Here is a 16229-nt window from a genome sequence, read left to right as displayed (position 1 = left end):
TTTTTTTTTTTTAAAATGCTACGTTTAAGCCAAATACAATTGTTCTGCTTCTTGGGTAACTGAAGTAGTCAATTCCAAAAGACTGAATATCTCCAACTGAAGTTCCAGTGTTTATCTCAGGATCATAACCACTATATTTTGTGATTACAAATAAGTTTTGTCCTGTTATTGAAAGACGGATATTGTCCATAACATCTGTAAGTCCGATTAATTTTGGATCTAAATTATATCCTAGAGTAGCATTGTTTAATCTTAAGAAACTTCCATCTTCTAAATATCTTGTAGAAACGGTGTTAGAGTTTGTTGAAGCTTCGTTTAAATATTGAGAAGCTCTGTCAGTTGTATTGAAAGAATTCGCTAAACTTCCTCTGTTGAATGAAGACATTGCCACGTGATTGTAGATTTTGTTTCCGCCAGCACCATTAAAATTAGCTCCAAAATCAAAATTCTTATATCTTAAATTCAAGTAAAAAGCATAGATATAATCTGGTAAAGCGCTTCCGGCAACGATACGGTCATCATCTAAAATTTGTCCGTCTCCATTTGTATCCGCAAATTGGTTTAAACCATTAGCACCGATTCCTGTAAAGTTAAGCATGTAGAAAGAACCAATTGGCTGTCCGTTTAGTACACCGTTAATTGTTGCTCCAGATTGACCACCACCTTGTGCTCCACCAGTAGTTAAAATTTTATAAGGTGAATTTTCTACTTTATTGTTTGTGAAAGAAACGTTTCCTCCAATACTGTATGAGAAATCTTTGCTTTTGTCGCTGCTGTAATCTAAAGCAACCTCGATACCATTATTTTTAATCTCCATATTCGGAATGTTTGTCCAATATTTTGATGTTGGTTGAATAGGATCTGTTGGAGCAACTTCTAATAAAATATTATCCGAAACCTTATTAAAATAATCAACAGTACCTGATAATCTATTATTGAATAAACTAAAATCTAAACCAATATTGGCCTGTGTCGAAACTTCCCATTGAATATTCGGATTAGCCAAACGAGTGTAAATCGAACCATAAGGATAACCGCTTAAATCTGTAGCAGAAGGATCTAACGGATAAGTATCGTTTCCTGTATTACTTTCTGTATAACTTGCTTTTGTAATTTTTGAAGGAATCTCTTGAGAACCTGTTTGTCCCCAACTTGCTCTTAGTTTAAGATTATTTACCGTTTCAGAATCTTGTAAAAAATCTTCTTTTGTAATATTCCATCCTAAAGCCACAGATGGAAAATATCCGTATCTATTGTTTTTACCAAATTTAGAAGAACCGTCAGCACGCATTGTTGCAGTTATAAGATATTTATTATCATATCCATAGTTTAATCTTCCAAAGAAAGACTGCAATTCATTTTCGATAGCAGATGAAGATTGTGTTGTACGCTCACTTGCTGTTTCAATCTGATTTTTTGGTTCTACACCATTATCAGGAAATCCAGACAAATTGTAGCTCTTTTGATTCAATTGAATTTTTTGGTACGATTGACCCGCTAAAACTGTAAAACTATGTTCTTTTACATTGAAATTATACGTTAAAGTGTTTTCGTATAAAATATTATTATTTGTAGAAACAATATTATTTAAAGAACCTAAAGTTGTATTAGTAGCCGACGAATAAGGCAAAACCTGAATATCTCTCTCAGACATAGAATAATCAACTCCAAGATTAAATTTATAAGTTAATCCTTTAATGAATTCGTAAGATGGAGCGATGTTAGCCAAAATACGATTGTTGTTTGTAAAATCAGAATAGATTCTTTCACTAATCAATGGATTTAAAACATCATTACTTAAATTAGTATTAGGTTGACCGTTCACATAAACAGCATCAGTTGGATTCATTGTCAGCATATTTCCGACAATACTTCTAGCATCTGGTCTAGAATTTTCAAGTTTCGTTCCCGTCATACTGAAGGTAACATTAAACTTATCATCTAATGCTTTTTGGCTTAAATTTACACGTCCAGAATAACGTTTTAAATCACTATTTCTTAAAACACCTTCTTGATTATCCATACCAACAGAAGCCGAATAAGTAGATTTCTCAGTTCCACCACTCATCGATAAATTAACGTTTTGAGAAACCCCAGTTCTAGTCAATTCATCTTGCCAATCTGTATTTGCACCTCCATCTTGAAGAGTTCCGTTTACAGCAGCAACTTGTTTTCTAAATTCGTTTGCGCTAAAAACATCTACTTTATTTGCCAATGAAGAAAAACCTGTCGTCATAGAAAGATTAATCTGAGTTCTTCCTTTTGATCCTTTTTTAGTTGTAATTACTACTACTCCATTTGCGGCTCTAGAACCATAAATTGCAGAAGCAGATGCATCTTTAAGCACATCAATACTTTCAATATCCTGCGGATTGATAAAGTTTAGAGGATTTGAGGCAACACCATTACCACTATTATCCAAAGCAAAACCATCTACTACATAAAGTGGTGTTGTTCCAGAACGCAAACTTCCAACCCCACGAATGATGATGTCTTGATTAGCACCCGGCTCACCACTTGCAGCTACGACATTAACTCCGGCAACTTTCCCTTGAATCAATTGTCCTGCATTGGCTACTACTCCTTTATTAAAATTTTCACTTTTCACAGAAGAAATAGCTCCAGTTACATCTGATCTTTTTTGAGAACCGTAACCTACTACTACAACTTCGTTCAAGGTACTAACTTCTTCAACTAGCGAAACGTTTAATTTCTGATTTCCAGAAAAAGGAACTTCTTTAGTTTGAAATCCTACGTAAGAAAAAACTAAAACACCTTGATTGATTTGTGCTTTAATTTTAAAATTCCCATCAAAATCTGTAGTTACAGCTCCTTTAGGTTCTCCTTTTACATATACAGAGACCCCTGGTACGGGTATTTTTTCTGCGTCAGAAAGCACAGCTCCTGATACTGATGCCTGCGAATAGGAATACGACATACATCCTAAAGCAAGAATTAATAATGCATAAATTTTTTTCATTTAAATTACTTTTTTTGTTTTGCCAAAAGTATCTTAACGGCTCCTCCAAAGGGAGGATTTTTGTTTTTCAAAAGAGGACTTTTAATTCAATTTGGAACAGAATTCATTCTAAAAAAGAGGAATATTGCACATTAACATTGTCCTAACTTTATACAAATACAGGGCTAACAGAAACCTTAAACTGTATACTCTTTAAATTCTTTGAATTCCTTAGGAGTTTTCCCAAAGTACTTTTTAAACGAGCGCCCAAAGTATTTTGGATCATTGTACCCGCACTCAAAACTAATCTCTGATATGTTTAATCGTTTTGTTTTTAATAAAACTTCTGCCTTTTGTAAGCGAAGAGACATGAGTATGTCTGAAGGAGATTGGTTTAAAGTTTCTTTAAAAATGCGATAACATTTTACTCGCGAAATGCCTAACTCTTCTACCAGCATTTCGACATTAAAAGAAGGATTTTGAAGTTGTTCTTTTATAATTTCTAAAGCTCTTCTTAAAAGCCTTTCATTTGCCGTGACGTGTTCGCTGTTTTCCGTTAGAATCTCAAATATTTTCTCCTGAATTTTATGTTCTCTCAGCGGTTCAATATTTTGATTTATTAAACTGTCTATTTTTTTTCTAACGAATGATGCACTCGCAGGAAGCTGTATATGGGTTTGAATACCAATTTCTAATAATTGTTCATTCAATTCGTAATTAATATCCTCCGAGATATAAATCATCGGTATTCTGATATTCGAATTTTCTTTGTTTACTTTTAAAAAGTCAATTAGTTTTTTGGAAAACTCTGTCTGATATAAAATCAAGGCCGAAATATCGATTTGTTTCATCACAGCATTTAAATTAGAAATAGAACTTTCGAAAATCAAATTGAAATTTTCACTTTCTAAAACTTGGCTTGCAGCCGGATTATTATAGGAATCTCCAAAAACCAAAAGACTTTTTTTATCTGCAGCAAACTCATCCAGATAATTGAAATTTTTCCAAGATATAGTTTCCTTAAAATGAATATCTGGATTAACAACTTCTATCGGAATACGCAAAGCTATCTGAAAATCTTCTTCTGAAAACGGAAGCAATTCTCCTTCCAAATCCCGCAACAAAACTTGCATCGCTTTAAAATATGGACTGTAATGCGAAATGTTATACCAATTATCTTTTAAAATTATACTATCTGAAACGGCTTTAATTTCAATACAATTATCTTGGTAAGTAATTGCGATATTTATAGTACTGTCTCTGTCGGAATATTTGCTTAAATCATTGAAAAAATACTGCATTGCCAATTTTAAACGCAATACATCTACTGATACAAAACAGTCTGAATTATCAATTTCACAATTAAAATTCACCTCATTCGCCTGTAGTTCTTTCTTCAATTTTTCGACATTATTTCTAAAAACAGGCAACAGGCTTGTTACTGATTTTTTTACAGGTCCAAGATCTTTAACATGTTCTAAGTAATTCCATTCTGATATAAGTTTTACCAATTTACCAGATTGCACAATTAAATCGCGATGCGTTTCTGAGTCTTTTTTAAATGAACTAGAAATTTTGATTATTCTAGAAATGGGTTCTTGAAACTCAGCAAGCATGAAAGTTTTAAATTTTTCGATTTCAAAATTTTCCTTTTTCAAATTGCTGTGAAGAATCAGTAATTTTTCTTTTTGCTCTAGAATTTTTTTATTCTTTTCATCCAATTCTTCATTTACCGCTTCCATTTCCTTTTTCTGATTTTCGATAACGGCAGTTCGCACGGCAACCAACTCTTCAAGATATTTTTGCTGTGCAAGGGCGGCTTTATTTTTAACGTAAACCACTGCAATACAAACCAGAAGAATAAAACCCGATAATAGTATATAAAACAATATCGATTCGTAAAATGCTTTTCCAATATGAAGATCAAAAAATGTCGGTTCAGGTTTTCCGTCTTTACCTTGTTTAATCATAAAACTGTAATCGCCTGAAGACAGGTTAGAATATTCTATTTTATTATTGGCAGGCAAAAGAACCCACTTGTCCTCTCTTCCTTCTAATTTATAATAAATAGAGGCTTTTTTATTTCTAGGAAAAAGAATCGGAATTACTTCAATTTCTAATGAGTTCTTGCTGAAGCTTCTTTCAATCGATGCTTGAGAACTTTCAATACCATCAATTTTCAATTTTATTTTTGCTTTAGAATGTATGCTATGAATGGTTTCTGGATTAAAATAATTAACACCTTCAACACCTCCAAAAAACAAATTTCCTTTCAAATCTTGATAGTACGCACCTTCTGAAAATTCTGGCGCTTGCCATCCATAATCTGGATTATAAGAAGTGACGGTATAATTTTTCTTGTCAATAGAAGCAATTCCTTTTGTGGTGCTAATCCAAACTTTATTACCCGTATCAATCAATCCGTAAACCATATGACTTGGCAATCCTTCTACTTCTGTGATATTCTTAACAACGCCATTTTTTTTATTAAAAACCGTGACACCGCCAAGAGATGCAATCCAATAATTATCCGATTCATTATCAACAAAAACAGAATAAATGCTATTGCCTAAAATTCCGTCTTTAGTACTTATTTTTTTTAAAGTATTTGTTTTTAAATTGAAGACAATTACCCCACTATTTTCAGTAGAAAGTATCAGGTTTTGATTGTTTTTTTTGACATTTCTAATATGGAATTTACTCAGCAATTCCTGACCTTGAAATTTTTCAAATTTTCCTGTTTCCAGATTAAACTTAGCCAGACCTCCCCAACATCCCATCCATAATTGCTTATTTTGATCTTCAATTATAGAATAACATCTTTTAATAGAAACCCCGTCGCTATCTGCCGTTTCATAACTAGTGCATTTATTACCAGAAATTCTAAGAATTCCGTTGTAAGTTCCTGCCCATACATTTCCGTCACTCGATGCAAATAAACTTCTCACGCGTTCCCAATCAGGATGCGAACTTGCTTTGCCAATTTTAAACTTTTCAAAAACATGACTATTATTGTTGTAACAGTAAAGTCCTCTTGTATAATATCCTAACCAGATTTTTCCGTTATTATCTTTTGTAATGGCTCTAATTGTTTCATCTGGCAGATTTGGTTCTTTTAAAGGATGCGGCACTATGGCATTTATTTTTTCAGAACCTGTAAATGCCATACTTAAACCACCATCTTTTTGTCCTAGCCAAATATTGCCGAAGTCATCAAGATGAAGTGCTTCTATTTCATTATTTTTAAAAGAATACGGCGCATACAAATCGGCTGTAAGATGTTCGATTTTGTTTTCATTCGTAATAATATACAATCCATTTTCGCGGGTTGCGAACCATATATTTCCAGATTTATCTTTTAGGATATCATTAATTTTAAGCAGAGAATATTCCTTTAATAAAATATTCTTTAATTTACTAAAGTCTGTTTTTTTTACATTCCTTACACTCGTCTCTACAAAAGAATTGTTTTTGTACTCGTAATACTTTTTTTGGGCTTCAACGACAATGTTTCCTTTCTGAGATAAATAAAGATTCTCTGGAGTTGTTTTGAACTTAAATTCGTCAAATTCGTCATTACCTAGATAGCAATTTATATGACCTTCTTTTGTCATAATCCAGATTTTTCCAGATGTATCTTTTTTTAGCTTCGTAATATAATTGCTAGAAATGGTTTTAGGACGATTGAAACTGTTTTTAAAAATCTTAAAATTATAACCATCAAAATAATTCAGTCCGTCCCAGGTTGCAATCCATAAGCCTCCATCAGTATCACTTTCGATATCTACGACAGAGTTATTGGATAATCCTTGATTGGTGGTAAAGTTTTCAAATTTTATTTGTTGTCCAAATGAATACAGTGTAAAAAGAAAAAATAATAGTAGTGCCCTAGTCATTGCTTGTAATTTAACTCGCAAGTATACAATCGCAAGTTAACTTAAACATAAAATGTATGTTAAGTTAAAAACTGAGGTAAAAGTAAACTCGAGAGCTTATAGAGCTAATTCAATCAAAAAAGCAAATCAGTTTTAAAGATTTAAAAATTAATTAAACAAAAGAAAGTACATCGTAATCTTATCTTAATGCCTGTAATACTGGCATTTCTTGTGTTATTTCGTATATTTGCGAATTAGATTAAAAAAGCAAAAACCAATAATGTTCCAACTTTTTCCTGTAGACCCCAAAACTATTTTTCTACTTTATTTCTGGGGCAATTTTTTTACTTGTATTCTAATTTTTAGTTATTCGTTTTCTTACGCTACAAGCGATAACAAAAAAATATTAAAACTTTTCGGTCTAGGAAAACTAATATTGACCGTAGCTTGGATATTGGCACTTTTACGAAATATTATCAGCGATTTTACTTCAATTAACATTGCCAATTCTATGATTCTTGCTGCCTGTTGTTTTGAAACAATTGCCATGTTGGCACTGATCAAAACAAAGGCAAAGAAATATTTTAGATTACAAATAGCCATTACCGTCGTTACTATTTTAGTTTTCAATCTCATAACTTTACTAGAAGCAACCATGAATACACGTGTTGTAATTGCCGGTTTTGGGGTTTTTGCTATCTATTTAATGCCGACCGTTCTTTATTTTACAGAGAAGAAAAAAAGCTTTTTTAAGACCTTTTACGTGCTTTGTTACGTAGGTTTTGAAGTTTTGATTTTTGTACGATCCATTTACAGATACCTCTATCCGCAAGATCAAATTATTTCTTACGGTACTCTTGATAGTTTGTATAGTATTTGCTTATTCCTGCTTTCTCTTATTGGGATCGTTGGTTTTTTGCTGTTGGTCAAAGAAAAACAAGATGATAAAATTCAGAAACTTCTGGATGATAAGAATCAGTTTTTTTCAATAATAGCACATGATTTAAGAGGACCGTTAGGATCATCCGTTTCGCTCTCGGAACTTTTTCTTGAAAATATAGAGGATTACTCTCGCGAAGAAATTAGAGAAATCTCAGAAATGCAGCATGAGTCTAATAAAAACATTTACAAGTTGTTAGAAAACCTGCTAGAATGGTCGCGAGTACAAACAGGAATGATTACTTTTTCTCCAAAAAAAGTGGTATTAAACACATTGATTAAAGAAAATCTACAATTAAGCAAAAATGCAGCCTTACATAAAAACATAAAGCTTGTCTTTGAATCGACCGATGTAATTGAAGCCGAAGTCGATAAAAATATGATTGGAACTATTTTACGCAATTTGCTTAGCAATGCCATTAAATTCACAGAAAAATATGGCGAAATTAAAATCAAACTTTCTCAAAATGAACAGCTAGCCAAAATTTCTATTACAGATAACGGAATTGGAGTTCCAGATTCTATAAAAGAAAATTTATTTAGAATTAATGAAAAAGTGACACAAAAAGGAACTGAAAACGAAACAGGAAGCGGATTAGGATTATTGCTTTGCAGTGAATTCATAAAAATACATAATGGTAAAATCTGGGTAGAAAGCGAAGCAGGAGAAGGAAGTTCTTTTAAGTTTACTTTGCCTTTACAAAATATTTAAAAAACAAATTCCAAATCCCAATTTAAATTTGGAAAATGGAATTTAAATTTTGAGCTTTATTTTACCACCGTTGCTTCCAGTTCTACTGTTAAAGTTTCAAAAAGACTTTTTACTTCCAAAACCGTACTTGACTGTTTAATTTCATTCTTTTGAATCCAATTTTGAAAGACATCAAAGTTTTCAAATAATGAAGCCGAATCTGTTGTATATACATTTAATCGCACAATATTTTTTAACTCATAATTAGAATCCTGAATTACTTTTTCAAGATTTTCAAATGTTTTCAATAATTGAGTTCTCATATCGGCGGTACTCGAAATACCTTCATCATCAATAGCAGTTTGTCCAGAAATATATAAAGTTCCTGTAACATTACTAACATCAACTGCTTGTACATAGTTTCTTGCGTCTTGCCATTTCCAAGGATTGATTATTTGTTTTTCCATCTTTTTATATTTTAAAATTAAGTTAATGCAAAAATGATAAGACTTGTAATTTTGATGGCGTGACAAATATCACTATTTGAAAAGACGGCTCAATGTTTCGCGCGAAACTCCTAAATAAGACGCTAAAGAACTTTTAGGAACCCTTTGCAGCAAGGAAGAATTTTTAAGAAGTAACTGCTCGTATCGCTCACGTGCATTGGAAGTCAAAAATGACAATATTCGAGTCTGCGATCCGATATGTCCTGCAATAGATTTTCGAAGAAAAAAACGCTCCATTTTTCTCCATTCAAAACATAATTTTTCAAAATTTTCTAAAGAAAGACTGTAAACAACTGTATCCTCAATACATTCTAAAGTCAACAATGCTTTAGTTTGAGTGTAAAAAGCTTGAAAATCAGTTTCCCACCAATCTTCCATTGCGAAAGAAACAATATGTTTTCTAGCATCTTGATCTTCATAAATGAGTTTAACCAATCCTGAAAGCACAAAATACACATCTTTAACATCATTTCCAGCTTCAATGATAAATTGCCCTTTTTTAAAACTTTTTAATTCAAAATGAGATACAATAGCAGCAGCTTCATCTTCTGTCAATGAAACTATTTTCTCAATATGTTTTATTAAAAATTGCTCGGAAAGATTCATAGTAGTTTTTCAAGTAAATTTAAAATATTGCTTTTAAAATAAAAAAATCCAAACTCCAGTTTAAATTGGAATTTGGATTTTTAATATTGGAATGTATGTCGCTTAGTCTAAAACAAAACTTACGCTAACATTTGCTGTAATTTCAATTTCTCCAATTGCTAAAGTTTCATTAGAAGAACCCATTGCATCAGCTTCTTTCATTCTCATAGCGGCATACATCGGCTGTGGATGATATACCTGAGAATTATCAGAAATTGTAAAAGCCTTACCAACTTTTTGTCCTAAAACAGACACATACTCTTCCGCTTTTACTTTTGCATCTTTCATAGCTAATTTTCTAGCTTCAGATTGATATTGTGCCAATTTAGACGACTCAAAAGAAACTCTATCAATTCGATTGATTCCTTGCTGAACTAAACCCTCCATCAATTCATCATACTTAGACAAGTCTTTAACTACGATTTCTACCGTTTGAGTAGCATTGTAAGAAGTTTTCTTTTTCTCATAATCGTACTGCGGATTTAAAGCAACTTGTTTTGTTTTGAAATCTGCTGTTGGCACATTCATTTTTTTTATGAATTTTAAAACAGCATCCATTTTTTCGTCGTTTTGTTTTTTAACATCTTTAGCATTATTCCCTTTTGTTTCAACCGTAGCTGAAATACAAACTTGATCAGGTGCTACTTTTACTTTTCCTTCTCCATTTACATTAATTAGAGGTATTTGTTTGATTTCCTGGCCGTAAGACATAGTCATAAACATTATTGTTAAAAATAATACTAGTTTCTTCATTTTTGTTAAATTTTAATATTTAATAAAAGCTTTTCAAAAGTTATGCCAGCATTATAATTTTCCCAATTTTGCCATTCCAAAAAGTATCATAATCGGAATAGCCAGCAAAATAACCATTAAAGTATTATCTGTAATTAGTGAAGGCTGTTTTATTAAAGTAATCAAATAACCGCCTATAGCGCCGCCAAAATGAGCTGTATGACCAATATTATCATTTTTGGCACGCATTCCATAAATAGAGTATAATAAATACACAATACCAAAAATATAAGCCGGCATCGGAATGACAAAAAATACACCAAGCATCATATTGGGCTGTAATAATATCGCAGAATACAAAACTCCTGTCACAGCGCCAGATGCACCAACGGCACGATAGCTGTAATCGTTTTTATGAAACATCATTGTTAGAAGATTTCCAAAAATTAAACTTCCAAAATAAATCAAAAGGAAAGAAAATGTTCCGAGCCAGGATAAAACAACTGGAGCAAAGAAATAAAGTGTCAGCATATTAAATATTAAATGCATCATGTCTACATGCAAAAAACCAGAAGACAACATTCTAATCTGCTCTCCCGAACGAATGCTTCCTACGTGAAATTCGTACTTTCTAAAAAAAGAAAGATCATTAAAACCTTTGTAACTAATAACAGCGTTGGCAACTATAATCCCTACTAAAAAAACATTCATAAATAATATTTATTGTGAATGGTAAATATAATCATTCTTAAAGATAAGTTAGCAACAAACCAAAATATCGAAGGTTAATCATTTTTAATTTATCTTTGTAAAAAAAAGCTGCATGCAATTTCTCGTTTATATTTTAGCCTATCCTTTACTTTGGCTTATCTCCATATTACCTTTTCCTATTTTTTACTTATTCTCAGATTTTGTTTATTTTTTAATTTACAGAGTGATCGGGTACCGTAAAAAAGTAGTTCGCGAAAACTTAGCACTTGCTTTGCCTCATTTAAGCGATGCTGAAAGAAAAAACATAGAAAAGAAATTCTACAAACATATGTGTGATATGTTTTTAGAAATGGTAAAAACGATGAGCATTTCGCATGAAGAAATGGACCGACGATTCCAGATAACCAATCTTGATCTTGTATTGGATTATGCCAAAAAAGGAAAAAGTGTAATTCTTGTAGCGTCACATTACGCTAGTTATGAATGGCTCTTGACTATTAACCCAAAAATTGGTTTTAAAGGAATTGCAGTTTATAAAAAACTAGCCAATCCGTATTTTGATAAATTGGTTCGAAAAATTCGCTCTAAATACAATACCGAGATGATAGAAACCAGAAAAGCAATACCGACAATGGCTCAAAATCAGCGTAATGATGTTTTGGCGATGTATGGTTTAGCAAGCGATCAATCACCGAAATTGGATAGGATTTTCCATTCTATGAAATTTATGGGCGTTGAAGTTCCTGTACATACAGGAGCCGAAATGCTGGCAAAAAAATACGATTTAGCCGTTATCATGGTAAAAGTAAAAAAAGTAAAGAGAGGATTTTATGAAGCTACATTTCTTTCACTTGCTGATGATCCAAAAGAATATGCAGATTTTGAAATTACCGAAAAGTATTTAAAAGAAGTAGAAAAACAAATTCTTGAGGTTCCGGAATTTTATTTATGGACACATAAAAGATGGAAACACCGCGTTAACTAACAATCACAAATACAATATATAAAATCCGAAAAACTGACTTGTGTTTTTCGGATTTTTATTTTGAATGCGGTATAATTAATCCATTTGCGCCATATAAACTAGATTTGATGTGTTTTTGTAATGATTTTTTTGAATGGATAAAAAAAGGAAACAATTTAAATTTGATATTCTCTAAGTATCTAAAAAAAACCAAAAAAATCATTAACCATGATCAAAAAATTACTTTTTACAGTTTTGCTATTATTTCTGTTTTCTGCGATTTCCGCTCAAAGTCCGAAAAGAGGTATTGCTTATGGAGCACATTCTAAAGCAGATATTTTGGCTTTAAAACCAGGACTTTCTTGGTGGTACAATTGGTCGCCAGAACCAGAAGCCGCTGTCAATGCAGACTACGAATCTCTGGGTGTTGAATTTGTTCCTATGGCATGGGGAAAAATCAATGATTCAGAAGTTCAAGCATTCATTAATAAAATTAAACCTGGAGCAAAATATTTACTTGCTTTTAACGAACCTAATTTTAACGATGGCGCAAGATTAACACCGCAGGAAGCTGTCAATGCTTGGGCAAATATCGAAAAAATCGCTGCCGCAAAAAATCTGGAAATAATCAGTGCATCTCCCGCTTACAATGGTCCAAGTAATTATGGAGGAATTTCGGATCCGATAGTTTGGCATACACAGTTTTTTCAGTTGTGCCCGAACTGTAAGGTTGATTACATTGCTTTTCATACTTATGATGCTACGGCAGGTTCTGTAATTGGCGTTACCAGCCTTCTGAAAAAATTCAATAGACCACTTTGGATTACGGAATTTGCCAATAGAGTTATTCAAAGTGCTGCAGACAAAACTGCTTTTATGAAAGATATTCTAACCAATTTTGAAAACGATCCTGATATCTTTCGCTATTCTTGGTTTTCTGGAAGAGTAAATCCGACTTGGACCGATATGTTAGAAGGACAATTATTAAGTTCTACAAGCGGTGTTTTAAGACCAATCGGAACGGAATATATTAATGTTCCTTACACAACAAAAAAAATAAGTGTTCCCGGCCGCGTTGTTGCCAATAAACATTATAGACGAAAAGGAACTGGCTTACAAGCAACTACAGACTCTAATACAGGCCAGAATGTTTGTTATATAAACGAAGGCGATTGGAATGAATTTATGCTAAATGTGGCCGATGCTGGAACTTACAACTTAACGTTCAGAGTTGCCTCTCCAGTTCTTGAAGGAAAATTTGATGTTCTCGTAAACGATGTTGTGGTAAAAACAGACGAAGTATTTCCTGCAACGGGAGATTGGCAGACATATGCTAATAAAGTTGTAAATGGAGTTACCTTGCCAAAAGGCGAAGTTTATCTTAAGATTAAATTCAAATCAAACGATTTCAATTTTAATTACATTGATGTTGCTGCCGCTAATCTTGGTGTGAAAGATGATGTTTTAGAAAAAGACAGTTTTACTATTTATCCAAATCCTGTAAAAAATCAATCGACCTTACATGTAAAATCAAGTATAACAGAACCTTTAACCATTAAAATCATCGATATGAAAGGAGCTATTTGTTTCTCATCTTCTGATTTTTCTACAAATGAAGATATTAAAATTGGAGAAAAATTGGCAAAAGGAGTTTATATCGTAAATGCTTCTTACGGCAATATCAAAAAGTCAATTAAGATCATTAAAAATTAAAGATATTGTCTTGTTTTAAATATTCCGTAGGAATATCTCGTCGGTAAAAAGCATCTTGCGTTCTTTTCATCGTGTCCCGTAGGGACACTTGTTTGTTTGTTTGTTTGTTTTTGTTTGGAAATATTATAGCAACATGTTACTCAAACGTTCCTACGGAACGTAATGCCATGTAACTCACTTTTTTTTCCACCGACGAGACATTCCTACGGAATGAATTATCTTTAATAGAAAAAGCCTCTTTCGAAAATTTCAAAAGAGGCTTTCTTTATTTAAGAACAGCAACTATTAGATTCCTGCAATTACTTTAATTTCATCAATAATTCTAAGTGCTAATTTATCAGCTGCATCTTGTGAAGGCGCTTCTGTATAAATACGAATAATTGGTTCTGTATTTGATTTTCTTAAATGAACCCATTCTGTAGCAAAATCAATTTTCACACCGTCGATTGTCGTAATGTCTTCATTTTTATATTTCTCAGTCATTTGAGTTAAAATTGCATCAACATCAATTTGTGGTGTTAATTCAATTTTATTTTTACTCATGTAATATTCTGGGTAAGAAGCTCTCAAAGCAGAAACCGACATTTTTTTATTCGCTAAATGCGTTAAAAATAAAGCAACTCCAACCAAGCTGTCTCTTCCGTAATGCAATTCAGGGTAGATAATTCCTCCGTTACCTTCACCACCGATAATGGCATTATTCTTTTTCATTAATTCTACCACATTCACCTCTCCTACTGCGCTAGCTTCATAGCTGCCACCGTGAGTTTTAGTAACATCTCTTAAAGCACGAGAAGATGACATATTAGAAACCGTATTTCCAGGCGTTTTACTCAAAACATAATCTGCGCAAGCCACCAAAGTATATTCTTCACCAAACATTTCGCCATCTTCGCTAATAAAAGCCAAACGGTCAACGTCTGGATCAACTACGATACCTAAATGCGCTTTTTCTTTTACAACCAATTCAGAAATATCAGTTAAATGCTCTTTTAAAGGTTCTGGATTGTGAGGAAAATGTCCGTTTGGTTCGCAATATAATTTTACTACTTCTACTCCCATTATTTCAAGTAATTTTGGAATAATGATACCGCCTGACGAATTTACTCCATCAACAACAACCTTAAATTTAGCGTCTTTTACAGCCTGAACATCAACCAATGGAAGACATAAAACTTCATCGATATGAATATCCATGTAAGCGTCGTTTACCGTAACTTTTCCTAAACTGTCAACATCCGAAAAATCGAAAGCTTCAGCTTCGGCAATTTCAAGAATTTTAGTTCCATCAGCACCGCTCAAAAATTCTCCTTTTTCATTTAATAATTTTAAAGCATTCCATTGTTTTGGATTATGAGATGCTGTTAAAATAATTCCGCCGTCTGCTTGTTCCAAAGGAACGGCAACCTCAACAGTTGGTGTTGTAGAAAGTCCAAGATCGATAACATCAATTCCTAATCCGACCAAAGTGTTTACAACCAAGTTATGAATCATCGGTCCTGAAATTCTGGCATCACGACCAATTACAACCTTTAATTTATCTTTATTAGCATTATTTTTCAAGAAAGTTCCATACGCTGATGCAAATTTCACCGCATCAACAGGAGTCAGATTATCTCCTACTTTTCCTCCGATCGTTCCACGGATTCCAGAAATAGATTTTATTAGCGTCATTTTTGTGAGTTAGGGTTATTTTTTTACAAATATAAAAAAGTTACCGAGTAACTAAGGTGCTAAGTTTCTAAGATTTTAAATTTAACTTATAAGAAACCACTTTCAAGGAGTTGTTTTTATAACAAAACGATTTAAAAAAGTTTTTATACATTTACTAAATAACTCCGAAACTTAGCCACTAAGTCTCTCAGAAACTTTAATAAAAATGAATTTCTTAGCCCATATATACCTTTCTGGAGAAAATGATTTGATCAAAATCGGGAATTTTATGGCAGATGGAATTCGCGGAAAACAATTTGATCATTTTCCACTCGATGTGCAAAAAGGAATCTTGCTGCACCGCTTTATTGATACTTACACTGATTCTCACGATATTTTTAGAAAAAGCACAAAACGTCTTCATGATAGATATCATCACTATGCTGGCGTGATTGTGGATATTGTATACGATCATTTTTTAGCTAAAAACTGGAGTAATTATTCTGATGAACAATTAGAAAGTTTCATCAGCCGATTTTACCATTCTTTACATGACAATTACGATATTCTAACAGAAAAAACGCAAGGTTTAATGCCTTATATGATTGAAAGAAACTGGCTTTTAAGTTACCGAACGGTTGATGGAATTCATCAAATTCTGACTCAAATGGATCGAAGGTCAAAAAATATTTCTCAAATGCAGTATGCAGTAGAAGAATTAAAGGAGTTTTATGACGAATTTGAAGAAGAATTTACCTCCTTCTTTGAAGAAATGAAGAGACACGCTAAAGTAAAATTACTCTCACTTTAATCGCTGTTTTCTCTATTAAACCTTATTTAC

The 16229-nt window shown here is 32.6% G+C and carries 11 protein-coding genes; 4 read left to right on the top strand and 7 right to left on the bottom strand.

Annotated elements, in window-relative coordinates:
- Positions 1-10: 10 nt before the first annotated feature.
- Positions 11-2980 carry a SusC/RagA family TonB-linked outer membrane protein gene (locus LL966_RS03665; protein WP_229350295.1) on the bottom strand — a complete coding sequence of 990 codons (2970 nt, stop codon included), beginning with the start codon at positions 2978-2980 and terminating at the stop codon, positions 11-13.
- A gap of 176 nt (positions 2981-3156) precedes the next feature.
- A complete protein-coding gene (locus tag LL966_RS03660) occupies positions 3157-6855 on the bottom strand; it encodes a two-component regulator propeller domain-containing protein (RefSeq protein WP_229350293.1) in 3699 nt (1232 codons plus the stop codon).
- Positions 6856-7114: 259 nt separating this feature from the next.
- Between LL966_RS03660 and LL966_RS03655 the strand changes: the two genes are divergently transcribed.
- On the top strand, positions 7115-8485 hold the full coding sequence (locus LL966_RS03655; RefSeq protein ID WP_229350291.1) for a sensor histidine kinase: 1371 nt from the start codon (positions 7115-7117) through the stop codon (positions 8483-8485).
- A 56-nt stretch (positions 8486-8541) separates the two neighbouring features.
- On the opposite strand, the gene LL966_RS03650 is transcribed toward LL966_RS03655, so the two are convergent.
- The 4 genes from LL966_RS03650 to LL966_RS03635 all read right to left on the bottom strand — a co-directional run bounded on the left by LL966_RS03650 (position 8542) and on the right by LL966_RS03635 (position 11058).
- Positions 8542-8931, bottom strand: coding sequence for a RidA family protein (locus LL966_RS03650; protein ID WP_229350289.1), 390 nt, complete (start codon positions 8929-8931; stop codon positions 8542-8544).
- Between the two features lie 72 nt (positions 8932-9003).
- A complete protein-coding gene (locus LL966_RS03645; protein WP_229350288.1) occupies positions 9004-9576 on the bottom strand; it encodes a Crp/Fnr family transcriptional regulator in 573 nt (190 codons plus the stop codon).
- Positions 9577-9678: 102 nt separating this feature from the next.
- Positions 9679-10368: an SIMPL domain-containing protein gene (locus LL966_RS03640; RefSeq protein WP_229350286.1), complete on the bottom strand. Its 690-nt coding sequence runs from the start codon at positions 10366-10368 to the stop codon at positions 9679-9681.
- Positions 10369-10419: 51 nt separating this feature from the next.
- The gene (locus LL966_RS03635; protein WP_229350284.1) at positions 10420-11058 is read right to left on the bottom strand and encodes a rhomboid family intramembrane serine protease; all 639 of its coding nucleotides are present in this window, start codon (positions 11056-11058) and stop codon (positions 10420-10422) included.
- Positions 11059-11170: 112 nt separating this feature from the next.
- Here LL966_RS03635 and LL966_RS03630 point away from each other — a divergent pair, with 112 nt between their 5' ends.
- Together LL966_RS03630 and LL966_RS03625 are read left to right on the top strand one after the other, a co-directional pair.
- Positions 11171-12043, top strand: a complete 873-nt coding sequence (locus LL966_RS03630) for a lysophospholipid acyltransferase family protein (protein WP_229350282.1) — start codon at positions 11171-11173, stop codon at positions 12041-12043.
- 207 nt (positions 12044-12250) lie between these two features.
- Positions 12251-13735 carry a glycosyl hydrolase gene (locus LL966_RS03625; protein WP_229350280.1) on the top strand — a complete coding sequence of 495 codons (1485 nt, stop codon included), beginning with the start codon at positions 12251-12253 and terminating at the stop codon, positions 13733-13735.
- A gap of 285 nt (positions 13736-14020) precedes the next feature.
- On the opposite strand, the gene glmM is transcribed toward LL966_RS03625, so the two are convergent.
- The gene (gene glmM / locus LL966_RS03620; protein WP_229350278.1) at positions 14021-15409 is read right to left on the bottom strand and encodes a phosphoglucosamine mutase; all 1389 of its coding nucleotides are present in this window, start codon (positions 15407-15409) and stop codon (positions 14021-14023) included.
- Between the two features lie 205 nt (positions 15410-15614).
- Between glmM and LL966_RS03615 the strand changes: the two genes are divergently transcribed.
- Positions 15615-16199: an acyl carrier protein phosphodiesterase gene (locus LL966_RS03615; RefSeq protein WP_229350276.1), complete on the top strand. Its 585-nt coding sequence runs from the start codon at positions 15615-15617 to the stop codon at positions 16197-16199.
- Positions 16200-16229 lie beyond the last annotated feature (30 nt).

The sequence above is a fragment of the Flavobacterium chungbukense genome, from assembly GCF_020805785.1.
Classification (GTDB): Bacteria; Bacteroidota; Bacteroidia; order Flavobacteriales; family Flavobacteriaceae; genus Flavobacterium; species Flavobacterium chungbukense.
Note: the sequence above shows the minus strand (reverse complement) of the source record. Positions and strands in the feature narration are given on the sequence as shown.

Bases quoted from the DNA above. Each gene is read 5' to 3' on its own strand.
- LL966_RS03665 (WP_229350295.1), bottom strand. From the start codon at position 2,980: ATGAAAAAAATTTATGCATTATTAATTCTTGCTTTAGGATGTATGTCG.
- LL966_RS03660 (WP_229350293.1), bottom strand. From the start codon at position 6,855: ATGACTAGGGCACTACTATTATTTTTTCTTTTTACACTGTATTCATTT.
- LL966_RS03655 (WP_229350291.1), top strand. From the start codon at position 7,115: ATGTTCCAACTTTTTCCTGTAGACCCCAAAACTATTTTTCTACTTTAT.
- LL966_RS03650 (WP_229350289.1), bottom strand. From the start codon at position 8,931: ATGGAAAAACAAATAATCAATCCTTGGAAATGGCAAGACGCAAGAAAC.
- LL966_RS03645 (WP_229350288.1), bottom strand. From the start codon at position 9,576: ATGAATCTTTCCGAGCAATTTTTAATAAAACATATTGAGAAAATAGTT.
- LL966_RS03640 (WP_229350286.1), bottom strand. From the start codon at position 10,368: ATGAAGAAACTAGTATTATTTTTAACAATAATGTTTATGACTATGTCT.
- LL966_RS03635 (WP_229350284.1), bottom strand. From the start codon at position 11,058: ATGAATGTTTTTTTAGTAGGGATTATAGTTGCCAACGCTGTTATTAGT.
- LL966_RS03630 (WP_229350282.1), top strand. From the start codon at position 11,171: ATGCAATTTCTCGTTTATATTTTAGCCTATCCTTTACTTTGGCTTATC.
- LL966_RS03625 (WP_229350280.1), top strand. From the start codon at position 12,251: ATGATCAAAAAATTACTTTTTACAGTTTTGCTATTATTTCTGTTTTCT.
- glmM (WP_229350278.1), bottom strand. From the start codon at position 15,409: ATGACGCTAATAAAATCTATTTCTGGAATCCGTGGAACGATCGGAGGA.
- LL966_RS03615 (WP_229350276.1), top strand. From the start codon at position 15,615: ATGAATTTCTTAGCCCATATATACCTTTCTGGAGAAAATGATTTGATC.